The organism is Duncaniella sp. C9, from assembly GCF_004803935.1.
In the GTDB taxonomy this organism is placed as follows: Bacteria; Bacteroidota; Bacteroidia; order Bacteroidales; family Muribaculaceae; genus Duncaniella; species Duncaniella muris.
This window is the reverse complement of the sequence record NZ_CP039547.1, coordinates 563,199-587,521: the sequence shown is the minus strand read 5'-3', so window position 1 is coordinate 587,521 and position 24,323 is coordinate 563,199. Positions and strand designations below refer to the sequence as shown.

Sequence of the window (24,323 nt, the reverse complement as noted above, 5' to 3'; positions counted from 1 at the left end):
CATGGTTTCTATCATAATACCCGCCTATAATGTGGAGATGTATATCCGGGAGTGTCTTGACAGCGCTCTCGGACAGACATTCACTGACCTGGAGGTGATTGTGGTTGATGACGGCTCTACCGACTCTACTCCGGAGATAATACACGGATATGCTGAGCGCGACAGCCGGGTGAGGGTCCTCAGGCGTTCCAACGGAGGTCTTCCAATTGCCCGCAATTCTGGTCTGGAAATGGCGCGCGGAGAGTGGGTGATGTTTCTCGACAGCGATGATGTGCTTTCGCCCTATGCCGTGGCCGTGCTGCTTGAGGCCGCCAGCAGGAGCGGCACCTCGTTTGTTGAGGCCCGGTGGACTGAAGGCGCCGATAGCTTGCAGGTCAGATGGGCGGATGCTCCGGCCGGTTTGCCGACGGTGTTCGGGCAGGAGGCTTATATAGAGAAGGTGCTCTATCAGGATGGAGCCTGCCCCTCCGTGTGTGGCAAGATCTTTGCGCGAAGTTTGTTTGACAGCGGCCTGAGGTTCCGTGAAGGCATCCTCTATGAAGACCTTGACATATTCTATCTTCTGGCCGAAAAGGCCGGGAAGACAGCTCTTATACCAGACTGCCTATACTTCTATCGCAAAAATCCGGTCAGCGTGACAGGCTGCTTTTCGCCGCGTCGCTTCGATGTGCTTGAAGTGACGGAGCGCATGGAGAAGCATATGGCTCTCCATCATCCCGCTCTGCTGCCTGCGGCCCGTGACCGCCGGCTGAGCGCGGCCTTCAATATGTTCGGCCTGATAGCCGCGAATGACCCTGACGGGCGCTATGCGCCGGTTGCCGATGAGTGCTGGCGACTGATCAGGGCTTACCGCCGTGAGAGTCTTTCAAATCCACGGGTGCGTTTGAAAAACAAGCTCGGAATAGTGCTGAGCTATCTCGGACGCGGAGTGCTCGGACAGGTCTCGCACCGTTTCTACGAAGGGAGGATCAGATGAGAGTGCTGACACTCGATTCCGCCGCATTTGGCCGTATATGCCGGGAGCTTGCGGGGCTGGTGGTCGCTTCGGGCTTCGAGCCGCAGCTGATTGTGGGCATACGCCGGGGCGGTGAGTATGTGGCCTGTGAGATGCGTCCGTGCTTCTCGCGTGCGGCTCTCGGTTTTGTGGGCCTCCAAAGGCCGTCGACGAGCCGCAAGCGCATGTTCGGAAAGGTGCTCGGCCGTCTGCCGCGCCCTCTGCTTGACAGGCTCAGAATTATTGAGGCCTACGTCTTGGCGGGTCGCCACAGGAGTGTCTCTGACCTGCCTCCGTTCCAGCTGCCATCTTCGCTTACGGGGCTTGGACAGATCAGGGTGCTGCTTGTGGACGATGCCGTTGACAGCGGAACGACCATGCTGCGAGTGGCCGAGGCGCTGAGGTGCGGGAATCCTGAAATTGAACTGCGCACGGCTGCCATAACCGTGACCACAGCCGCTCCGCTGACGAGGCCTGACTATGCTATCTATGATGACAGAACTTTAATCCGTTTCCCGTGGTCGATGGACGCATGAAAATATCAACCGGAGTTTCACTCCAGGCTGAGGGGGTGCAGTGTGTGGCGTCGCCCTGCGTGGTCGTAGATCTTGACGGCACGCTGATTTGCGGCAATTCGCTGCACATGCTGGTGCGCTTCATGGCCGCCCAGCTGCGCCGGCGGCGTGGCTTTTGGCGTCTGCTTCGCATGGGCGGTCTGCTCGGACTGCGCCGCCTCAGGCTGATAAGCCACACGGGCATGAAGCATCCGGTCCACCGCATGGCGGCTGAATCAATGTCTGAAGCTGACATGGAGAATTTTGTATCGGTGCTTGGCGCTGCTCTGAACCGGAAGCTGCTTGAACGGCTCGACGGCTACAGGCGGCGGGGCTATCGGATTTTGCTTGCATCGGCCGCTCCTGACCTCTACCTGCCGCGCCTTACTGCTCTGGCAGGCTTTGACGGTTTCATCGCCACTCCGCTTCCGGCTTGGGCTGGAGAGGCTTACACTGAGACTCGCGGTGAACGCAAACGAGATCTCTGTCTGGACTATGCCGCCCGCGAGGGGTGGACTATAGCCGTTGTGGCCACCGACCATCTCGATGATCTTCCACTGCTTCTGCTGCCAGGCATCAGCCGTCTGCTCGTCAGTCCGGCTCCGGGCCTGCCGGAAGAACTGCGCCGCCGCGGACTGGATTTCGAGATCATATAGAATCGGATCTGCCGGGATGGAATAGCCACGGTGAGGTCTGCCTGGCTTGAGGAGTGACGGTTTTGTAATAAAAATGAGCGGGTTTTGTAATCAAAGGAGACCGCTGAGGCTGATGAGTGCCGCAACGGGTTGGCGGATTCTGAAAAATTGCCTAACTTAGAGGCTGTTTCATTAAGGGTCTCTGATTAGAGACTGCTCACTATCAGTGATTTCCTGCCGGACTATAAAACTCTATCCATACTTATGAAAAGAACAGTGCTGCCGGTCATCGCAATGCTTGCCGGCATATCAACGGCTTTTGCTTTCAACATCACAGGCCCGGACGGCAAACTTGACGTCAGCGTTGAGCTTGACGCTGAAGGCCGTCCGTGTTACTCGGTGACTCTCGACGGAAAGACCATGCTCCGCCAGTCGCCTTTAGGTTTCGAATCAAACATCGGCTCCTTCACTACATCGTCCTCCATCGTCCCCTCGGAGGTCAGGAGGGTTGAGGAACATTACACGCTTGACCGCATCAAGAAGAGCTCGGTCGATTATCGGGCCAATGAAGCGACGGTGTCTTTTGAAACTCCCGGCGGAGGCCGCTGGGAGGTAGAGTTCAGGGTGTCGGACCATGATGTGGCTTTCCGTTACCGCATACCTCGTCAGGGCGATACAGGGGCGATCTATATAAGCTCCGAGGCCTCAGGATTCCGTTTTCCTGGTGGCACCACCACTTTCCTTACGCCACAGCGCACGGCTATGGAGAACTGGAAGCGCACCAGTCCGTCGTATGAGGAGGTCTACACGGCCGATGCGCCTATGGACGCCGTCTCGCAATACGGCCGTGGCTACACCTTCCCCTGTCTGTTCAGAGTTGGCGATGACGGCTGGGTGCTCCTCTCCGAAACCGGGGTCGACGGCTATTACTGCGGATCGCATCTGAGCGACTACAGGCTCGACGGCCTCTATACAATAGCCTATCCCATGCCGGAGGAAAACAACGGCAACGGCAATGCGGGCGCCGCGATGGCTCTCCCAGGCTATACTCCCTGGCGCACTATCACCGTGGGCCGCGACCTCGCGCCGATAGTGGAGACCACCGTGCCCTGGGATCTCGTCAGCCCGCGTTATGATTCGGCCAACAGCTATGAGCCTGGCTGCGGTACATGGAGCTGGATTGTATGGCAGGACAAGAGCATCAACATGGAGGACCAGAAGGCATACATTGACTTCGCTCATGAGATGGGCTACAGATATGTGCTTGTAGACAACTGGTGGGACACTCAGATCGGGCGCGACCGTCTGCCGGAGCTTGCCGGATATGCCCGCTCGAAGGGAGTGAGCCTTATAATGTGGTACAGTTCCTCAGGCTACTGGAACGACATAGAGCAGGGCCCGATAAACTGCATGGACAATCCCATCAGACGCAAGGCTGAGATGCGCTGGCTGCGCAGCCTCGGCGTGAAGGGTATAAAAGTGGATTTCTTCGGCGGCGACAAGCAGGAGACCATGCGCTTGTATGAGGCGATACTGTCTGATGCCGATGACCACGGACTGATGGTGATATTCCACGGCTGCACACTGCCGCGCGGATGGGAGCGGATGTATCCCAACTATGTGGGAAGCGAGGCCGTGAGAGCAAGCGAGAACATGTATTTCACCCAGCAGGCCTGTGACGACGAGGCTTTCAACGCCACGCTCCACCCCTTCATCCGCAATAGTGTGGGCTGCATGGAGTTCGGCGGCTGTTTCATGAACAAGTATATCAGCCGGAACAACCGTGACGGTCACCGCCGCATGACCAGCGATGCCTTTCAATTGGCCACAACCGTACTGTTTCAGAATCCGGTGCAGAACTTCGCCATAACGCCCTACAATCTTGAGGACGCGCCGGCCGTCTGCATGGACTATCTGCGCGAGGTGCCCACCGTATGGGACGAAACCCGTTTCATCGAAGGCTATCCGGGCCGCTATGTGGTGCTGGCGCGCCGCCATGCCGACAAGTGGTACATAGCCGGGTAAATGCCACCGGCAAGCCCGTGACAGTCACTCTTGACAGTCTTGCCAAGGGCGATGCCTATACGCTCTACTGCGACGATGCCGACCGTAATCCTGTCAGAAAAGATCTGACAGCCGGCAAAAAAGCCCCGTCGGTCACCATGCAGCCCGGTGGCGGCTTCGTAGTGATCAGATGAAAAAGTTTCGGGGTGGGGTTGCTCATGACAATCTTGTTTTGTAATTTTGTAATCTGCAATAGAAGTGATTGGGCCGCAGGCTGAAAAGCGACAGCCGGCTGTCGGGCTTCCGTCACTCACAGACTCATCTCCGGATCATGAAAATATTTACTACTGAAAATATACGCCACATTGACCGCGTCACCATCGACGACGAGGGTGTCAGCTCTATGGAGCTTATCCATCGGGTGGCCGAGGGTGTGGTCAATGAGATTCTCAGCCGCTGGCGTCAGTCGAAACCCACTATGGTCTTTGCCGGCGCGGGCAACAACGGCGCCGATGCCCTGATAGTGGCCAAGCTGCTGATCGAGGCCGGCTTCAATCCCCACGTGGTGCTCATCAATGTCAAGGGCGACTCTCTCTCGCGCGACTGCCGTATGGCCCGCGAGGAGCTGATGCGCATGGGCAATGTCTCGATGACTGAGATCGTGCACACAGCCCACATTCCGCCCCTTACCCCCGACCACCTTGTGATCGACGGCCTTTTCGGAACCGGCCTGCGCAATCCGCTTGAGGGTGGCTACATGGCTATGGCGCGCTACATCAACGAGTCGGGCGCTACGGTAGTGTCGATCGACGTGCCCTCAGGCATGTTCGGCGACTGGAACACCCGTGTGCTCGCGCGCAATGTGGTCCACGCCGATCTCACCATAGCCGTTCAGTTCCCCCGTCTCGCATTTTTCCTGAGCGACAACGCCGAGCTTGTCGGGCGGTGGAAGACAGTAGATATCGGTCTGAGCCGCAAGGCCATCGAGGAAACCACCACGAAATATTATCTCATAGAGAAAGATGACGTCTGCCGGGTGCTCAAACGCCGTCCTGATTTCTGCTCCAAGGCCGATTTCGGTCATGCGCTGCTCTTTGCCGGCTGCTACGGCATGATGGGAGCTGCCGTCATGGCTGCCCGCGGCGCTCTGCGCGCAGGGGTCGGCAAGCTGACGGTCCACTCGCCGCGCTGTGGTTTCGGCGTGATTCAGAATTCAGTTCCGGAGGCGCTTTTCCTGCCCGACCGCGAGGAGAACGTAATTTCCGACATGACCCCGCGCTTCAACTACACGGCTATCGGGGCCGGTCCAGGCATAGGCACCAACGATGCCACCAAGGGCGCGCTTGAAACTCTGATCAAGACCATCAAGCGCCCGATGGTTCTCGATGCCGACGCGCTCAACATCATAGCCCGCAATCCGGCGCTGATCGACCACCTGACTCCGGGGTCGATACTGACTCCCCATTCTGTGGAGTTCGACCGCATTTTCGGCTCGCAGGCTTCGGCGGAGACCCGTCTGCTGAAAGCTCTCGAAGTGGCCCATAAATACAAGCTGATCATTGTGCTCAAAGGCCGCTACAGTGCCACTGTGCGCCCTGACGGCAAAGTGTTTTTTAACTCCACAGGCTCGTCGGCAATGGCCACTCCCGGAAGCGGCGACGTGCTCACGGGCATCATCACCGCGCTCCTTGCCCAGGGATATAAATCGGAGACAGCCGCTACCGCCGGAGTCTATATCCACGGTCTTGCGGGTGACATAGCCGCAGCCGAAGAGGGCGAGTACGGCACCACGGCGGGCGACATAGCCGCCGCCACCGGCAAGGCCATCAAGTCGATTCTCGGCGCCTGATTCCGTCAGGCCGAGTCTGCACCGCAGGGTTTCTTACAAACAGATCTGTCATAATTCACAGCAATAACAGTCAAGATGAAAAAGCTACTATCAATACTGCTGCTCGGAGCGGCCGCCGCTGCTGTTCCGGCCGCTGCCCAGACTTCAACAAAACTTAGCGCGACAAAGGCCAGCGAGTATGGCCTGATCTACACTCTGCCGCTGACCGCCTTTGAGGTCACAGTGGCGGTTGAAAAGACCGTCAGCACTCCCGGAGAGTTCTATCAGTATGCGCGCCGTTATCTCAACGCGACTCCGATCCTCAAGCCGTCGACAAGCTGGCGCATCACCGAGGCGGTGGTCAATCCTATAGCCATAGCCGATGAGAAGGAACGCTATCTGGCCACATTCAAGGGCGGAGCCGGCACTTACATGACCGTGAGCGACCTGAATTTTCCGCTGTCGGTCAACGATGAGTCATACGAGGCCACAGTCAGCCTCTCGCCGCTTCCGCAGCCGGTAGAGGCCGAACCGACCATTCTGCAGCTTCCGGTGGCACAGCAGGCCATCACGCCTGAGATGATCCAGAGCAAGTCACTGGCCAAGCGTGCACAGCTTGCCGCCGACAAGATCTATGAGTTCCGCAACAACCGCAACGAGATCATCTCCGGTCAGGCTGACGCTATGCCCTCTGACGGCGCTGCCATGAAGCTTGCCCTTGATCAGCTTGCCTCGCAGGAAGAGGCTCTGACGGCGATGTTTCTCGGCACTGTCCAGAAGTCAGTCGAGGTCCGCACCTATACGGTCTATCTGCCTGACGACGGAGCTGTGAGCCGCAAGGTGGTGGCTCGCCTGTCGGCTTTGGACGGCCTTGTGGACGCCAATGATCTTTCCGGTGCGCCGATCTATATCTCGATCACTCCGCAGACCCGCGGCGAGCTGCCGGTCAATGAGAAGGGCATTACCAAGACTTTCCCCAAGGGGGGTGTGGCTTACCGCATTCCGGGCACTGCGCGTGTGACCCTGAGCTATGACGACGAGACTCTTGCCGAAGATACTTTCGATGTGGCGCAGTATGGAGTTGTCTTCGGACTTGATCCGAGCCTGTTTACCAATAAGAAGTCTCCGTCTTACCTGCATTTCAATCCGCTGACAGGTTCTGTCCGTGAGCTTGGAACGGTGACGGAGTAAGGCCTTAGGATTTAAAAGCATAAAGCGCTTTCAGGTTATTGATTTGCCTGAAAGCGCTTTCTTTTTGGGTTTTGACCAATTGGTCTAATTGGCCTGATTAGCCTGATTGGTCTGATTGAAGCTTCGGTTGAAAAAAGACCGCGGTCCGGCGTGGTGCCGGGCCGCGGTGGAGTGGGGGAGGCAGTCAGTGCTGACTGCCGATGGTGTCTGATTTTTCGGCTGAACTTATTTCACAATCACTTTGCTTGTGCGGGTTGCGCCTGAAGCAAGTGTCTCTACCTTGATGAGGAGGCCGGTGGTGTTGGGGCTTACGGCGATGCCCTGGATGTTGTAGTAGACGGTTGAGACTACTTCCTGGTCGGCTGTGATGTCTGTGATGCCGGTGGTTTCAGTATAGACTGCCTTGACTTCTTCGCCGAGACCGCCCATTTCATTGGCGGCGCGGACAGTGTAGACGGGAGCAGCCGCGCGTGAAACCTCAGCCTCAACTGTGTGGGTGGGTTCTGTCACGAAGGCAATGATTTTGCCGTCCTTGCAGACAGCCCAGCAGAGTGCATAGTCGCTGCGGTCCCATTTGATCTCACCATTTTCATTGATAGTTACGTTGGTGGGGGCAGGAGCCTGTTCGGTGAAGGCAAGCGGATTCCAGTTGTCAGATCCGCCCATCACGTTCTCGATAGAGAGTTCGTCGGCCTGAGCCTTTGTAAGGATGGCGCTTGCCTGAGTTCCACCGTCGAATTTCACTTTGCGTGACGAGAGGTCGATCTGAGTTCCGTTTTTGTCAGTACTATTATATTCTGCAAATACCAGGGGCTTGTTCTTGCCCATCTCAGCCCAGCCTGCGGCAGAGGGAGTGACATTCATGCGGGTGTTGATGTACTGGGCGCGGCAGTCAGCTCCCCAGGGACGACCGAGGGTGTAAGCGCCGTTTACGGTAGATTCTCCGCCTGCAACAGCGTTGATCTCGCAGTCAAGGAATACGTAGCCGTATTTGAGCTGACCGTTGGGGGCTGCGATAACGTTGCCTGAACGTTTTTCAAGCACGAGGTTCACGCGGTTGTAGTAAACATCGCCACCGCCACAGAGGAAGTCGACAGTGCCGTGGATTTCAGAATCTTCCCAATAGAAGCGGCTGGTTGACTTGTTGCTGTAATATGTATCCTGGTATGAGAGCAACTTGACATTCTTGGCGATAGTCTTGTCGCCCTTGTCCTGGAGGCAGACAGCGCGGCCGGTAGTGCCGAGATAGTTGTAGGCGTTCTTAAGAGTGATGTCCTGGAGATAGAGGCCGGTGCTGGTGTTGAAGAGGGTAGCTGTAACACCGATACCTTCATCTTGAGGATGGTTGACGATGATGACACCTTCTTCGCTCTGTCCGATGATCGAGATGTTGTTGCCTGAGATGGCGGTCAGACAGCGGTTGCCGAGGTCATAAGTTCCGTTGTGGAGATAGATGCGGTAACGTTCGCCTGTGTTCTGACGGGTGTTGGCCTTTTCGAGGGCGGCAAGGAATTCTTCAGTGGTGCTGACTTCGTGGTGGTAGAGAGCCTTCTCGACTGTCGGACGTTCCATAGTGGTGAACTTCACGGTCACGGCAGAAGTGAGTGTGTTGCCGGCGGGATCACATACGGAGTTTGCGGCAAGTTCGAAAGTCTGTTCGGTAGCGTAGGCGAGGTTTCGGTAGCTTGCCGAAACAGTCTTGCCTGAAACAGCGAGTTCGATGCTTTCGCCATTGAGGGTGGCTTTGGCATTGTCTGTGAGTTTGATCTTCTCGTCGAAGTTGATGACGATCTTGCCGGTCGCAGATGCGCCTTCGGCTCCGTCAGCAGGAACAGTAGAAAGAACCACGGGTGCGGTGCCATCGTCATAGATAGCGGCATCGGCGGTGAGATAGATGTTGGCGATGGCTGTGCCGTCATTAGCAGATTTAGTTCCGTTTATAGAGCTTGAAAGGTCAGGACGCCAGCGGAGATAGAGAGTCTCGGCATGGTCTGCCTCAGCGGGTAGTGTGCCTGCAATGGGGTAGACTGTCTTTTCAACCGGCATGTTGACGTCAGCTACTTCTTTCCACTCTTCACCGTCAAGTGAATATTCAAGGATCACGCGGGTATAGGCGTTGTAGTTGTAGAGAAGATCAGCGCTGACCTTGATGTTGGAGAAATCACGTGCGTTGATGGCAGTGGTCTGGAAATAGTTGTGGCCTATGTCGCCATCGGCGGAGCCTTTGGTCCAGTTGACAGCGGCACCCAGGAGCGATTCATAGCCTCCGGCTGCTTCTGTAGATTTGTCAAGCCAGCCGCTTGTCTCCTTGGTTTCGGGGTTGTAAAGCACAAGGGCCACGCTTTCGTTTTCAGGAGTCGACGCAAAGTCTGCGGGACGGCCGTTGTTTCCTGGACGGTAGAAGTCCCAGCCGATGATATAATCGATGGCCGAATAGACAGCCGTCATCTCCTTGTCGGAATCCATTGTCAGTGAAACTTCAGGGAATGTTGTCCCGTCGTTCCAGTTGTTAAACGTAAGGATTGAATTGGAGGTGGCTTTGAGTGTGACTTTAGAGCCGGTCTCATACATGTTTTTGCCGTCAATAACAGTCGGGGCCGGAGAGACTTCCACCATGTAAGTGTTGGCACCGCCTTCAACGTCATATTTCAGCTCATAGGTTGCAACTGACTTGAAGTTGGCGGTGAGGTCAGAGTTCTCGTTGAGAGTGTAGGTGAACTGAGGATCGGTAGAAACGACATTGCCGCTTGCATCGGTCCAGTTCACGAAGTGGAAGCCGAAGTTGGGGTTTACAGAGAGTGAAATTTCGCTGCCGGCCTCGTATTCAGCCGCTTTGGGGTAGACAGTAAGCGCTGCTGCTTCCTCAGGACTTACAGATGCGTTGAGTGTGTAGAGGGCTACTTCCTCGGTAGTGCCGTTGAACACACCGTTGATAATGATGTTGCTCAGTGCAATGTTTTTGGTGCTTGCTGTGTTGGAGATATAGAAGCGGAACGCGAACTCGTTGACAGCTTTCTCCGGAATAGTCACAGAGTGGCCGAGCTGGGCTGTAGCGGCGTTTGCGCCGTTGTTGCGCAGCACGGTTGAAGCATCTACCTTGGTGATGGTGCTTTCGGTGCCGTCAAGCACATAGCTGTAGGAGAAAGTTGCGTTGTCTGTGCCGACCTTGACAGCATCGTATTTCACTTCCGAAGGAGTGAAAGTGATGCCTTTGGCGGCTTTGATGCGATATTCAATCATAGCGCCCGCTACGGTTCCGAGATTGTCTGACTCAGGAGTATATTTAGCCATCTCCTGGTCAAAATAAGTGGCAGTCTCGACCTTGAGGCTTGATCCGGCGTTCACACCGGCTGTGGAGTAGGCTCCGTTGATGGCGCTGTCTGCAGAGGGTTCGGATTCGTTACCGACGGCCCAGGTGAGAGTGCCCGCAACGTTGTCGAAGGTTTTGCCTCCGGTTGATTCTGCGACGGGAAGCACAACCTGTACGTAGCGCATGTAGCCGATGTCAGAACCGGCCACGATATCAACAGTTTCGGCATTGCCTGCGATCTGGAATGAAGGATTCTTGCTTGATTTGATAGTCTGTCCGTCAATTGTAGTGACGGGAGTCTTGGAATTTGTGAGGTTGTATGATTCGAAAGAAATAATAGCTCCTTTGCATGAAGGTACGGTGAATGTGGTTCCTGAGTTAACCTGAGCCCAGTCGGTGTTGCTGCCGTTGTTGAATTTGCCTGGCGAGGTAGAGATGGGGAGCTGGACATCAATGATTTCAGTGCCGATCTTGGCCTGAGCTACCATGAATACGCCTGTTTTTCCTTCCCAAGCCACTGTGGGAACACCCTGGTCGCGACGGAAGTTCCATTTGAGTGTCAGAGCTTCGGTGCGGTCGGCGAGGCTTACGGTGTTGCTGACGAAGCGGGGAGTGAGGGTCAGATCTCCGTTGACAGTGACGATTTCGCCGATCTCGTAATTTTTAGCTCCATCGGTCCAGCCTACGAGGGTTTTGCCTTCCTGGTAGATTGTGTAGTTGCTGGGGATTGTGAAAGTCTTGCCGATCTCTACTTTTTCTCCTGCCGGGAGCACACCGGCGCCGGCATATTCGCCGAAATCGAAGCTGACGGTTGCGTCTTCAACGATTTCAGAAGGATCAGCCACTTCTACAGCGATGTAGGGAGTGTAGTTCTTGGGAGTGAGAGTGAGCTGTGCCGCACCACCTTTATAATAGGCCGATACGACATTGTCAGTGCGGTTGCCGTGGTAGCATGTGCCGTTGTTGCTGTTTAAGAAAGCCACGGTTTCGCCTGCGGCATTGGTGACGGTGGCATCACCTGTGCCAAACTGGCATGTGCCGAGAGTGATTTTTACCGGGCCGTCAACGGCAAATTTCAGAGTGCTTCCGGTGCAGCCGTGTTCGCTGTGGTAATTGCCTGAAAAAAACAAGTTAGCTGAAGTGTCAGATGCATCGACGCGTGTGAGCGATCCATCGGCATTGACCACAACTCCAAAAGAAACTGATTGTTTGCCGGCAATTTCGTCGGCTGTTAGCAGGCCCTCTTCTCCGAGGTTGAGCTTGAAATTCCTGAATTCTGCATTGGCCTGGGAAACCCCCAACAGACATGCCAGAACAAGGACCATGCTCCTGATTCTTTTAATCATGGTGTAGAATTAAATGATAGTTGAATTGGTATTAAATGAATTAGTGTTATGTATAATCTTTGATTCCTATTATATATATTAAGGTATAAAACTCTTCATGGTATTCAGGCGACTGCCGGGCGTGTACGCTGATCAGTTGCCATTGTCTCCGGTCGATTATGCAATTGGCCGATTTGACGCAAAGTTACAACTTTTTATCCTGCAAGTCAATATGCTTCTCAGAAATTTTTTTACAATTTTTTGCCTCTCTCCGCATTATCGCACCAAATCCGCTTCCTGAGACCGTAAATTTGCATCAGAAAATCATCAGCTCCACACCGACTCCATTACTCCGTGAATTGTTAATCCGAATCATTAACCCTCTAAGCCTCAGTCAATGAACCCGCTTCCTGCTCATGAAAACCACACCTCCACCAGCTCTCCGTTTCCCTATTGGCCCGCTGCGCGATGACGGATCAGTCAGCCGTTGCCACAATCTGCGTCCCGCCGCCGCAGGCAGTTCCCTCGTGCCTGTCGGACCGCCCCGTCACCTCACATCCCAGGTCATTCCCGGCGCCAGGCTTCTGCCCGGCGGAGTTTTCTGCGACTCCGCCGGAGTGCTCACCCTCTTCTTTGCCGATGACAGCGGACTCCTCTGCTTTGACGGTCAGGAAGTCTACCGTCCAGCCGGAGCCTCAGGCACTCCCCGCTGTGCCGTGGCCACCGGCGAAAGTCTTCTGCTAATGACCTCCGAGGGTGAAGACCCTCAGATGCTGAGCCGCGACAGCCTCAGCGGACTTTGGACCGCCCGCAGTGCCTCTGAACTCCCGCCGCCCCTGACCATAGAGCGCATTGACCAAGGCTTGGTCTCAGCCACGATCGACGCCCGCAGCCTCCGCGGCAGCTACAGCTCGCGCTCCGCCGGTCTCACGTCGGCCGATCTTGCCTCCATGCAGTCGGCGCTTACCGAAGCCTATCTCGCAATAGGCGACAGGGCAGTGGCCCGGCGGGTGTTCTTTCAGCCCGTCATAGCCCGCTACCGCCTCCGCGGGGCCGACGGCCGTGTCATCTACACCTCCCAGCCCGTGCTCCTTGGCCCAGACAGCGGACCGCAGCTCACCGGAGCCGCCTTCAGCCTCAGCGGCGGCTCTCTCAGCGAGGTCGCGGCCACTACTCTCACCGCCCGCACATTCAGCCTGCGTCTGCGCGGCAGTCTTGACGGACTGTGGGCCCGGACGATCAGCAGCGTCGAGCTCCAGGTAAGCCCGCAGCTCCATCCGCTTGAAGAGAACCTTCGTGCCGCCCACACCCTCGGCTCGTTCACGGCCACCTCGGCAGTGCTCTCTCTGCGCCTGCCGGGAGTGCATGACAGCCTCGCCTCACCGGCCGCTCCGGCCACGCTGCTCAGCTCGCAGGTGGCCGCCGTCCTTGCCCGTCTTGACAGCGGCGCGCTCGAAACCCTCGGCTCGGCCCGCTTCGACAGCGCCGCCGGAGAGTGGGAGGGGCTTGAAAACCCCTGGTATGCCGACCGCCGCGACTGCCGGGCCGATCTCAAAGCCCTGCGCTCTGTGACCGGTGCACCGGTGAAGCCTCTGACTCCTGTCGGCGAGGCTATCCGTGCGCTGAGTCCGCCCCACGTGATGAGCGCATCTGTCATGGGCCTCAGCGGCGACTGCATAGTGGCCGGCGGACTGTCGGCCCGGCGTTTCAGCGGCAGTCTGCCGGCCGAAATGGCCGTGAAGCTTGACAGCGGCTCCGGCGAGGTTCAGCCAATGGCCGTGAAAGTTGTCTTTGCCGACGGATCGTCGGTGGTACGCAGTGCCGTAGGGAAAAGCCCTGCCGTCAGCCTCCTGTCGCCGCTGCTGGTCTATCCCTCGCCTGACGCGGTGGAGATGAGGCTCTATTGCGGCCGCTCGGTGCTCCGCGTCAGCCTCCGCCCCGATCCTTCCGGCTCGATGGCCTACTGGCTCCACCCCTCGGCCGCTCCGGTGGAGCTGACCGAATCGCTTCCGGCCTTCGTGCTCCCCGCCTCAGCCCCCGTGTCGCGCCGTTTCCCCGGAATGCTTGCCGTCAGCACCCTTGCCTCGCCGCTTTCGCCTCAGGCCGCTGTGGAAAACGCCGGATCCGCCCCGGTAGCCATCACAGCCGCCGTAGGAGGAGCCTCAGGCCGGGACTCTGAAAGCTCACGCTTCTATCTCTTCGGGCAGTCAGGCATACAGAGTCTGACTGTCAACTCCTTGCGCAGCCGCCTGACGGTGCGCACCCTCGATCCGCGCCCCACTTCCTGCAGTGAGGCAGTCTGCGTTACCTCGGCCTCGGTCGCCGCCATTGCCGGAGGCGATCTGGTCAGCGTGAGCGGGCGCCGTGTCACCACCATCAGGCCCTCGGCCGGAGCCGTCAGACTCGGCTATTCAGGCGCCGCCGATGAGCTGTGGTGCTTCCCCGCCGAAGCCGCAGAACCGGTGGCCGTCACCTCGCCTGACGGCCGTGTGCGCTTCACCCGCAGTTGTCAGCCTCTTGCCTCGCTTCTGAGCCATCCGCCCGGACTTTGGGGCGCAGGAGCTGACGGCAGGCTCTATGATCTCACCCAAGAGCTTGATGAGGAATGCGAGATAGCCTTTGCGGCCTCGGTCTCGGTCAGCCCCGGCGCACCGTCAGCGCTTTGGCGCCGATTTGTGATGCCCTTCAGAGGGCAGGTTGGCGAAGGCAGCGTCAGTCTGCTCGGCGACAACGGCTGCGGCGGTGCCTACTCCGATCTGCTTGCGTCTTATGAGATCGCCGGGTTGCTGACCCATCTGCCTCCGGTGGCACTCCACGCTCCCCACCGTCACCGCTTCACACTCTCGCTCACCGCCCGCGTGGCAGTCGGAGACTTCCGCATCGGGCAGTACTAAGAGGTTGTTATTAAACACCCTCTGAAAACCTCTTGACTTATGAAAGAAATACTCCTTGAAAACGCGCGGCGCAATGCCGCACTTGCCGATGATCCGGATCCGGTGACAGGCGATGCCTCGGATCCCACCCGCGTCCCCTACAGCTTCGGCGGAAAGACCTACTGGATTCCGGCCGAAATGCTTGACGACCCGAAACTCCGTCTTGCAGCCTCTGAACGCGACTTAGCCCGCCTGCGGTTCAGATATGACTTCCCCTTCTGGGCCGTCAGCTGCGTAGTGATCACCGACAAGATCTCCTCGCGCGACATCCCTTTCCGCCTCAACCGTCCGCAGCGCAGGCTCGCAGCGCTTCTTGAGGCCGAGCGCCGCGCCGGACATCCTCTGCGCCTGATCATGCTCAAAGCGCGCCAGTGGGGCGGCTCGACTCTGATACAGATCTACTTCGCCTGGATACAGATAATCCACTGCCGTGGCTGGAACTCGCTGATCTGCGCCCATGTCAAAGACACCTCGGCTACCATCAGAGGCATGTATTCGCGCCTCCTTGCCCGCTATCCCGAAGAATACTGGGAAGAGGAGGTGAAACCCGAATTCCGCCCCTTCGAGCGCATGACCAACACCCGCGTCATTCCCGGCCGCGAGTGCAAGGTGACGGTCTGTTCGAGCGAGAATCAGGAAGCCACACGCGGCCAGGATTATGCGCTGGCCCATCTCAGCGAGGTGGCTTTCTGGAAAGACTCCCCGCTCCACAATCCCGCCGACCTGCTGCGCTCGGTCACCTCAGGCATTGCCTCCAAACCGCTCTCGTTCATAGCAATGGAAAGCACCGCCAACGGCACCGGCAACTTCTTCCACCGCGAATGGATGCGCGCCTGCACTCCGGGGCGCAGTGACAAGATTCCGTTCTTCGTGCCCTGGCATGAGATAGACATCAATCGCTCCGAAGTAGACGATCCGCAGCAGCTCTGGGACTCTCTCGATGCCTACGAACGCAGTCTGTGGACCGACCACGGCTGCACTCTGGAGGCCATAAAGTGGTATCACGACAAGCGGCTCGGTTTCCCCGACCACCGCTCTATGAAAGCCGAATATCCCACCGTGGCCGCCGAGGCCTTCGAGTCGACCTCGCGCGGAGTCTTCGCCCCGGCTGATGTGGAGCGCCTGCGCGCAGGCTGCGGCGAGGAAGGCGAGAGGGGAGAGGTGGTGCTCTCGGAGCAGGGCGATGTCAGCCGTCCCGGTGGAGTGCCCCGCTTCTCACCCTCGCCCCAAGGGCTTTTCGTGCGCTGGAAAGAGCCGCGGAGGGGCGGGGCCTACATTGTCTGTGTCGACATCGGGGGCCGCTCGCGCGGGTCGGACTATTCGGTCATCTCCGTGCTCGACCGCCACACCGACACCCTCGGACGGCCGGAGATAGTGGGCCAGTGGCGCGGCCACATCGACCATGATCTTCTCGCAGCCAAGGCTTCGGCCATCGGACGCTATTTCAACAATGCCATGCTCGTTGTAGAAAGCAATTCATGGGAAAGCTCCTCGGAGGGCCACGGCCACTACATCTTCGAAACTCTCAGGCAGTCATATCCCTACCTCTACTGCCGCAGCGGCGAGAGCGGGCAGCGCCTGCCGGGCTTCCACGTCAATGTACGCACCAAGGCGGCGCTGATAGCCAATCTCGTGGCCTATGTGCGCGACGGGGCCTACACCGAGCGCTGCCCCACGGCCTGCGATGAACTGATGCAGTATGAGGCCCTGCCTGACGGCGGCTATTCGGCCATGAAGGGCTGCCATGACGATGTGCTGATGACGCGCGCCATCTCGCTCTACATCCACGCCTCCACCCAGTCCTCGGTGGCGCTCCGCTTCACCCGCGAGGATCTCAACGCCATTCTGCGCCACTGCATCAGGTGACCGCCCAGACCTACCCGCTATACAAAAAAACAAACCGTTGCCGGTCTTTTCGACTGGCAGCGGTTTATATTTTTTGCTCTCTTTTTGTTTGTTGAAGGGAGGCAAAAAGAGATAATCCCCCAGGAGGCGGGCTTTCTGATTACTTGCCTGCTGCGATAGACTCCTTGCGGAACTGCTTGAGGAGTTTTTCGATTTCGAGAGATGCTTTGCGTGCGCGGGCACCGGCAGCTTTGTTGCCGTTTTCAACCTGAGCCTGTGCGTCTTTTGCGAAAGCTTCAAAGTTGGAAGCGAGCTGTTCAACGAGAGTTTTCATTGCGATGAGTTTGAGATTAAAAGATTAATAAAAGATAATTGAGAGTAAAAGGGCCGGAAAGTATAGGCTTGCCATTATGACCTATTGCTCATGTTGCAAATATACGGACAAAAAAGTTATATCTCCAAGAAATCTGTTAAAAATTATTTGCTAAAAGCCCTATAATCCACTCTTTTTGCTTTTTTCGATGCCATATCGGCGCTTTTTTATAACTTTGAAGTCCAGATTTCAGCAAAAAAATGATCGACTGCCATAAATTCACACTCTCTAACGGACTGCGGGTCATCCACAACTATGATCCCTCGACGGCAATGGTTGCCGTCAACGTTCTCTACAACGTAGGTGCCCGCGACGAAGACCCCTCGATGACCGGCCTGGCCCACCTGTTCGAACACCTCATGTTCGGAGGCTCGGTCAACATCCCCGATTTCGATGCCGAGATGGAACGCGCCGGCGGCATGGACAACGCATGGACCTCGAATGACTTCACAAACTTCTATGACGTGGCCCCGGCCCGCAATTTCGAAACACTTCTCTGGCTCGAAAGCGACCGTATGCTCGGCCTGGCCTTCTCGCCAAAGGCGCTCGAAGTGCAGCGCAGCGTGGTGATCGAAGAGTTCAAGGAAACCCATCTCAACCGCCCATACGGCGATCTCCACCACTATCTGCGCGGACTGGTCTACACATCGCACCCCTACCGCTTCCCGACCATCGGCAAGGAGCCCTCTCACATCGAGAAAGTGACCGATGCTGATGTCAGACAGTTTTTCTTCACCCACTATGCGCCTAACAACGCCGTGCTCGCCGTCAGCGGCAACGTCAGCCCGGAGCAGGTGCGCGAAAGTGTGGAGCGCTGGTTCGGCTCCATCCCCTCGCGTCCGGTCAGCCCGCGCCAATACTACCGGGAACCTCCGGTCACTGCGCCCCGCGAGCTTGAAGTAAGCGGAGCCGTCCCTCAGACCTGTGTGGTGGTGGCATATCCCATGCCAGGCTACGGAGAGCCCGGCTATATAGAGTGTGACCTTATCACCGACATTCTCGCCTCAGGCCACTCGTCGCGCTTCTATCGCCGCCTCGTGCTCGGCGACGACCTCTTTGCCACAGCCGACGCCATGATCACCGGAAGCGAGGAGCCGGGAATGCTGATGCTCCAGGCGCGTCTGACCGACAACTCGGCCCAGGCGGCCCGCACGGCCGTCAGCCGTCTCAAAGACGAGGCCTCGCGGCTCTGCTATCACGCCGGCCGCCCCGACCGCCTCTCCTATGTCCACGCCGAAGCCCGTCCTGACGGCGTAAGTCCCTTCGAGGTCGAACGCGCCATCAACCGCTTCGCCAGTGAATTCACCTTCTCATCGCTCAGTTATCTGCAGCGCGCGCAGTCACTCGCTATGGCCGAGATGCACGGCGAGGATATCAATGACATCGTCCCGGCCTACCGCAGGGTGACCACCTCGTCGGTCGTGGCCACCGCACGCCGTGTGCTCGATCCCACCCATGCCTGCACGCTCATCTACCGCCCCGAAGAACGAATCGGAGGTTAAAAAAACTTAAATAAGGCGCTCTTCCTCTGTGGGTAAGTCGCTTGATTTGCTGAAAAAACTAAAATTTATTAACTTTGCACTCAGAAAGTCACGGAGGAGGCCACGAGCTTCCTCCATTGTTTTTATAAGTGCGAAAAGTACAAATGATTGACAAGAACGAAGTCCGCCGCCTGGTGGAAGAGGCCATTGCCGGAACCGATGCCTTTGTGGTTGACGTGACCGTCTCGGCCGCAAACGATATTGTGGTGGAGCTTGACAGCGCCACCGGCATAGATCTCGACTTCTGTGCCGACCTCAACAGAAGTCTCAACGAAAAACTCGACCGCGAGGATGAGGACTACAGCCTCGAAGTGGGCACCGCTTCGCTCACCGCACCATTCAAAGTCAAAGGCCAGTATGAGAAGAATCTCGGCAACGAGGTCGAAGTGCTGACCCGCGACGGCAAGAAACTCAAGGGTGTGCTCACAGCCGTGACTGACGAAGACTTCACCCTCGAAGTCACCCGCAAGGTCAAGGAACCCGGAGCGAAGCGCCCCGTGATGGTGGCCGAGCCGACGGTGATCCCTATGGCCCAGGCAAAGCAGGTCTGCTACGTCATCAACTTCAAGTGAGCGGCCGCAGACCGGTTTTTTAACAGACAGAAGAATAAAAAAGTAAACACAAAGATATCATAACCACCCCTATGGCAAGAAAAGAAGAAGCTCCCAACATGGTGGAGCGTTTCGCCGAATTCAAGGAACTGAAAAATATCGACAAGACCACTATGATCAGTGTGCTTGAAGAGTCATTTCGCAACGTGCTCGCCAAAATGTTTGGCACCGACGAGAATCTCGACGTCATCATGAACCCCGACAAGGGAGACGTGCAGATCTTCCAGAATCTCGAAGTAGTGCCTGACGGCGAAGTCACAAACCCCAACCTCCAGATCTCGCTCACCGACGCCCGCGCCGATGACGATCCCGACGTGGAGATCGGCGAGGAACACACCAAGGAAATCTTCTTTGCCGACTTCGGCCGCCGCGCCATCCTCAACCTCCGCCAGACCCTCCAGTCGAAGATCCTCGACCTGCAGAAAGAGGCCATCTACACCAAGTTCAAGGAACTTGAAGGCCAGCTCGTGTCAGGCGAAGTATATCAGACCTGGTCACGCGAGACTCTGCTGCTCGACGATGAGAAGAACGAACTTCTCCTCCCCAAGAGCGAGTCGATTCCCGGCGACTTCTTCCGCAAGGGTGAAAACGTGCTTGCCGTTATCGCCAACGTCGACAACAAGAACAACAACCCGAAGATCACCGTGTCACGTACAAACGAGACCTTCCTCCGCCGCCTCTTCGAACGCGAGGTTCCTGAAATTGTCGACGGTCTGATCAACATCCGCGCCGTGGCCCGCATTCCGGGCGAACGCGCCAAGATTGCAGTCGAGAGCTTTGACGACCGCATCGACCCCGTGGGCGCATGCGTGGGAGTCAAAGGTTCGCGAATCCACGGCATCGTCCGCGAGCTCCGCAACGAGAACATCGACGTGATCAACTACACCGCCAATCCCCAGCTCTTCATCCAGCGCGCTCTCAGCCCCGCCAAGATCTCAAGCATCCACCTCGATGAAGAAGAGAAGAAGGCTGAAGTCTTCCTCCACCCCGAAGAAGTCTCGCTGGCAATCGGTAAGGGCGGTCTCAACATCAAACTCGCCTCGATGCTCACAGGCTATGTGATCGACGTCTACCGCGACAGCCCTGAGGAAATCGACGAAGATATCTATCTCGACGAATTCAAGGACGAGATCGACGGCTGGGTTATCGACGCCCTCAAGGACATGGGCTGCATCACCGCCAAGAGCGTGCTCCGCACCCCGCGTCAGGAACTCATTGACAAGGCCGACCTTGAGGAAGACACCGTTGACAACGTGATCCGCATCCTCAGCGCCGAATTCGAAGACGAAGCTCCCGCAGCGCCTGCTGAGGCTCCCGCGGCCGAAGAAGCCGCTCCCTCGGCTGAAGCCGCTGTCTCTGCCGAAGAAGCTCCCGCCGAAGAACCAGCTGAATAAGCACACAAGGCACTGTGATGCCTTCCGCCGGCGGAATTCCGCACCTCTCCTCCTCAATAAAAATTGTAACACCAATCTCTCAATATGCCGAGAATAAAAATAAGTCAAGCCGCTAAAGAATTCAACGTCACTATCCAGTCGTTAGCTGACCAGTTGAGTAAAAAGGGTATCACAATCGATGCCTCGAATCCTAACACCCGTCTGGATGAGAGCGCCTATGATATCCTCGTCGAGGCTTTCCAGCCCGACCGCAAGGAGCGCGAGCGTATCGACCGCATGCGTCAGAAAGAAAAAGAAAAATCAGCTGTCGCTACTTCATCTGACCGTGAAGCGGCTGCCTCTGTCACCCACGGACCCCGCGTCATTGGCAAGATAGAGCTTGACAAAAACAATAACCCCATACCTGCGGCTCCCGCAAAGCCTGAGTCTGAGCCGGCGGCCGAGGCTCCCAAGGCTCCTGAAGCCCCCAAAGCCGAAGCTCCTGTGCCCAAGGCTGAGCCTGCGAAACCCGCAGCTCCCGCCCCTGAGGCTCCGAAGGCTGAGACCAAGCCTGCCGAGCCCGCTCAGGCTGAACCTGCCGTGAAGAAGGAAGAGATGAAGGCCGAAGCTCCCAAGCCCGCCACGCCTGCGGTCGAGGCCCCCAAGGCTCCTGAAGCCCCCAAGGCTGAGGCTCCCGCGCCCAAGGCTGAAACTTCTGCCCCCAAGGCAGAACCCGCCAAGGCCGCCGCGCCTGCAGTCGAGGCTCCGAAAGCCCCTGAGGCTCCCAAGCCGGCGGCCCCCGCTCCCACGGCTCCGAAAGCTCCGAAAGCTCCTGAGGCTCCTAAGGCCGAGGCGAAGCCTGCCGAACCGGCTCCTGCAAAACCTGCGGAAGACGAAGTGTTCCGCTATCAGTCTGACGCCCAGGTAGTGGCTCCCAAAGTGGTGGGCCATATCGACCTGTCGGCCCTCAACCAGTCTACCCGTCCGAAAAAGAAATCAAAGGAAGAGCGCCGCAACGAACGCATCAAGGGTGCGGCCGGTGCCAATGCCTCATCGCAGGGCGGCGACCGCAAGAAGCGTCGTCGTATCGGTGGCAAGGTAGACATCGAGAAAGCAGCCCAGGGCGGTGAGAACGCCGGTGGCAACAACGGCGGAGGTGGCAACAACCGTGGCGGAAACGGCGGCGGTAACAACAACGGCGGCGGCAACCGTGGCGGCAATGACCGCGGACGTGGCCGAGACCGCGAACGCAACAAACGTCCGGTTCACACCGAAGTCAATGAAGAAGACGTTCAGAAGCAGGTGCGCGAAACTCTCGCCCGCCTGACCTCGAAAGATAAGAACCAGAAGAAAGGCGCCAAGTGGCGCAAGGAAAAACGCGAGGCTGTGGCCCACCGTGCCCATGAAGCGGCCGCCGAGGCAGCTGCTGAAAGCAAGGTGCTCAAGCTCACAGAGTTTGTGACCGCCAATGACCTTGCGGTAATGATGGACGTGCCCATCAACAACGTCATAGCCACCTGTATGAACCTTGGTGTGATGGTGTCTATCAACCAGCGTCTCGACGCCGAGACCATCAACATCGTGGCCGAGGAATTCGGCTACCAGACCGAATACGTTTCGGCTGAGGTTGTGGAAGCCATCCAGCAGGAAGAGGATTCGGAAGACGAACTCGTGACCCGCCCGCCGATCGTGACCGTCATGGGCCACGTAGACCACGGCAAGACTTCGCTTCTCGACTATATCCGCAATGCCAACGTGATCGCAGGCGAGGCCGGCGGCATCACCCAGCATATCGGTGCCTATAACGTGAAACTCTCGGACGGCCGCCACATCACCTTCCTTGACACTCCGGGCCATGAGGCCTTCACCGCCATGCGTGCCCGCGGTGCCAAAGTGACCGACCTCTGTATCATTATCGTCGCTGCTGATGACAATGTCATGCCGCAGACCATCGAGGCCATCAACCATGCCTCGGCTGCCGGTGTGCCCATCGTATTCGCCATCAACAAGATCGACAAGCCCGCTGCAAACCCTGACAAGATCAAGGAAGAGCTGGCCCAGATGAACTATCTCGTAGAGGAATGGGGTGGCAAATACCAGTCGCAGGACATCTCTGCCAAGAAGGGCATCGGAGTAGAGGACCTCATGGAGAAAGTGCTTCTCGAAGCCGAACTCCTCGACCTCAAGGCCAATCCGAACCGCCGCGCCACCGGTTCGATCATCGAATCGTCGCTTGACAAGGGCCGCGGCTATGTGGCCACAGTGCTCGTGCAGAACGGCACACTCCGTGTGGGAGACATCATTCTTGCCGGAACCCACTTCGGCCGCGTGAAAGCTATGTTCAACGAACGTAACCAGCGCATCACCGAGGCCGGTCCCGCCGAACCTACCCTCATCCTGGGTCTCAACGGCGCTCCGACTGCAGGCGACACCTTCAATGTGATGGAAACCGAGCAGGAAGCCCGCGAGATCGCCACCAAGCGCGAACAGCTCCAGCGCGAACTCGGTCTGCGTACCTCCAAGCGCACCACTCTCGAAGAGATCGGCCGCCGCCGCGCCATCGGAAACTTCCACGAGCTCAACATCATCGTCAAGGGTGACGTCGACGGCTCGATCGAGGCTCTTTCCGACTCGCTCATCAAACTCTCGACCGAAGAAGTCAAAGTCAACGTGCTCCACAAGGCTGTCGGCGCCATCTCCGAAAGCGATGTCACCCTCGCAGCCGCCTCTGATGCCATCATCATCGGCTTCCAGGTGCGTCCCTCGCAGGCCGCCCGCCGTGCCGCCGAGCGTGACGGTGTGGAGATCCGCCTCTACTCGGTCATCTATCAGGCCATCGAGGAGGTCAAGGACGCGATGGAAGGCATGCTCGCCCCCGAAATCAAGGAAGAAGTCATCGGTACCGCCGAAGTGCTTCAGACATTCCGCATCTCCAAGGTCGGCACAATCGCCGGTGCCATTGTCCGCGAAGGACGCATCAAGCGTAGCTGCAAAGTGCGCCTGATCCGCGACGGCATTGTGCGCTACACCGGTGAGCTCGGATCGCTCAAGCGCATGAAGGACGATGTCAAGGAAGTCACCTCTGGCTATGACTGCGGTCTCTCGATAGCCGGTTACAACGACGTGCAGGAAGGCGACCTCATCGAAGCCTACGAAGAAGTCGAGGTTAAGAAGACTCTCTGACCTGGGGGACTGATACGGACCCTGAAAGGAGAGTGAAAGGAAAATGAAAGGATTAAGTGCCGCAGCTCTATGACGCACAATATCCATATCAACATAGGCTCAAACAGCGGCTGCCGCCACGCTCTGATCGAGCGCGCGGCAGCCGCCGTTTCTTCCGCCCTGGGCGGAGAGGTGCTCCGCTCGGATATCATCGAGACCGAACCCTGGGGCTTCGAGTCAGACAATACCTTTCTGAACCTTGGTCTCATGACCGTGGTCTCCCTGCCTGACAGCACCGACATGGAAGCATTTGCCATAGGTCTGCTGAGGCGTCTCAGAGAGATTGAGTGCGGAATCGACCCCTCGCCCCACCGCGACAGCGAGGGCCGCTACATTGACCGCGCCATAGACATCGATCTGATAGCCGTAGGTTCAGTTGTGGTCTCGCTTCCGGAGCTCATCATCCCGCATCCCCGCATGCATGAGCGCTACTTTGTGCTCCGGCCTCTGTCGCAACTCGATCCGTCGTGGCGCCATCCGCTCCTCGGACTGACCGCCGTGCAGCTTCTCGACAGCCTTGGCTGACCTCGCGGCAGGTCTGAATCCCTCTCCCAGCTCTGGGAAACAACAGTCGACCAAAACCA

14 protein-coding genes and 1 pseudogene are annotated in these 24,323 nt (G+C 57.5%); 13 read left to right on the top strand and 2 right to left on the bottom strand.

The genetic code is table 11. The annotated features are described in order from the left end of the window. Position 1 precedes the first annotated feature (1 nt). The 6 genes and pseudogenes from E7745_RS02380 to E7745_RS02355 all read left to right on the top strand — a co-directional run bounded on the left by E7745_RS02380 (position 2) and on the right by E7745_RS02355 (position 7,206). On the top strand, positions 2 to 976 hold the full coding sequence (locus tag E7745_RS02380) for a glycosyltransferase family 2 protein (RefSeq protein ID WP_136408230.1): 975 nt from the start codon (positions 2 to 4) through the stop codon (positions 974 to 976). Continuing rightward, positions 973 to 1,530: a phosphoribosyltransferase gene (locus E7745_RS02375; RefSeq protein WP_124075934.1), complete on the top strand. Its 558-nt coding sequence runs from the start codon at positions 973 to 975 to the stop codon at positions 1,528 to 1,530. Before E7745_RS02380 ends, E7745_RS02375 begins: the two co-directional genes overlap by 4 nt. Next, a complete protein-coding gene (locus tag E7745_RS02370) occupies positions 1,527 to 2,204 on the top strand; it encodes an HAD family hydrolase (RefSeq protein ID WP_124075935.1) in 678 nt (225 codons plus the stop codon). Before E7745_RS02375 ends, E7745_RS02370 begins: the two co-directional genes overlap by 4 nt. 243 nt (positions 2,205 to 2,447) lie before the next feature. Then, a pseudogene (locus E7745_RS02365) lies at positions 2,448 to 4,381 on the top strand (glycoside hydrolase family 97 protein). Positions 4,382 to 4,518: 137 nt separating this feature from the next. Next, complete coding sequence (locus E7745_RS02360) at positions 4,519 to 6,036, top strand: NAD(P)H-hydrate dehydratase (RefSeq protein ID WP_123611074.1); 1,518 nt, start codon at positions 4,519 to 4,521, stop codon at positions 6,034 to 6,036. A 75-nt stretch (positions 6,037 to 6,111) separates the two neighbouring features. Continuing rightward, positions 6,112 to 7,206, top strand: a complete 1,095-nt coding sequence (locus tag E7745_RS02355) for a DUF4831 family protein (protein WP_136408229.1) — start codon at positions 6,112 to 6,114, stop codon at positions 7,204 to 7,206. Positions 7,207 to 7,431: 225 nt separating this feature from the next. Here E7745_RS02355 and E7745_RS02350 read toward each other — a convergent pair whose 3' ends face one another. Then, a complete protein-coding gene (locus E7745_RS02350) occupies positions 7,432 to 11,862 on the bottom strand; it encodes a pectinesterase family protein (protein ID WP_136408228.1) in 4,431 nt (1,476 codons plus the stop codon). Between the two features lie 395 nt (positions 11,863 to 12,257). Here E7745_RS02350 and E7745_RS02345 point away from each other — a divergent pair, with 395 nt between their 5' ends. Together E7745_RS02345 and E7745_RS02340 are read left to right on the top strand one after the other, a co-directional pair. Then, positions 12,258 to 14,735 (top strand): hypothetical protein, encoded by a 2,478-nt coding sequence (locus E7745_RS02345; protein WP_136408227.1) that lies wholly within the window; start codon positions 12,258 to 12,260, stop codon positions 14,733 to 14,735. A gap of 39 nt (positions 14,736 to 14,774) precedes the next feature. Next, on the top strand, positions 14,775 to 16,640 hold the full coding sequence (locus tag E7745_RS02340) for a hypothetical protein (protein WP_107032446.1): 1,866 nt from the start codon (positions 14,775 to 14,777) through the stop codon (positions 16,638 to 16,640). Positions 16,641 to 16,779: 139 nt separating this feature from the next. On the opposite strand, the gene E7745_RS02335 is transcribed toward E7745_RS02340, so the two are convergent. Then, positions 16,780 to 16,953, bottom strand: coding sequence for a histone H1 (locus E7745_RS02335; protein WP_107032447.1), 174 nt, complete (start codon positions 16,951 to 16,953; stop codon positions 16,780 to 16,782). Positions 16,954 to 17,192: 239 nt separating this feature from the next. On the opposite strand from E7745_RS02335, the gene E7745_RS02330 reads away from it, so the two are divergent. From E7745_RS02330 to folK, 5 genes are all read left to right on the top strand, one after another. Next, complete coding sequence (locus tag E7745_RS02330; protein ID WP_136408226.1) at positions 17,193 to 18,494, top strand: pitrilysin family protein; 1,302 nt, start codon at positions 17,193 to 17,195, stop codon at positions 18,492 to 18,494. A gap of 143 nt (positions 18,495 to 18,637) precedes the next feature. Further along, positions 18,638 to 19,105, top strand: a complete 468-nt coding sequence (rimP, locus tag E7745_RS02325) for a ribosome assembly cofactor RimP (RefSeq protein WP_107032449.1) — start codon at positions 18,638 to 18,640, stop codon at positions 19,103 to 19,105. A gap of 71 nt (positions 19,106 to 19,176) precedes the next feature. Further along, positions 19,177 to 20,538 (top strand): transcription termination factor NusA, encoded by a 1,362-nt coding sequence (gene nusA, locus E7745_RS02320; RefSeq protein WP_107032450.1) that lies wholly within the window; start codon positions 19,177 to 19,179, stop codon positions 20,536 to 20,538. Between the two features lie 84 nt (positions 20,539 to 20,622). Next, positions 20,623 to 23,700, top strand: coding sequence for a translation initiation factor IF-2 (gene infB, locus E7745_RS02315; RefSeq protein WP_136408225.1), 3,078 nt, complete (start codon positions 20,623 to 20,625; stop codon positions 23,698 to 23,700). A gap of 69 nt (positions 23,701 to 23,769) precedes the next feature. Then, positions 23,770 to 24,264: a 2-amino-4-hydroxy-6-hydroxymethyldihydropteridine diphosphokinase gene (gene folK, locus E7745_RS02310; protein WP_136408224.1), complete on the top strand. Its 495-nt coding sequence runs from the start codon at positions 23,770 to 23,772 to the stop codon at positions 24,262 to 24,264. Positions 24,265 to 24,323 lie beyond the last annotated feature (59 nt).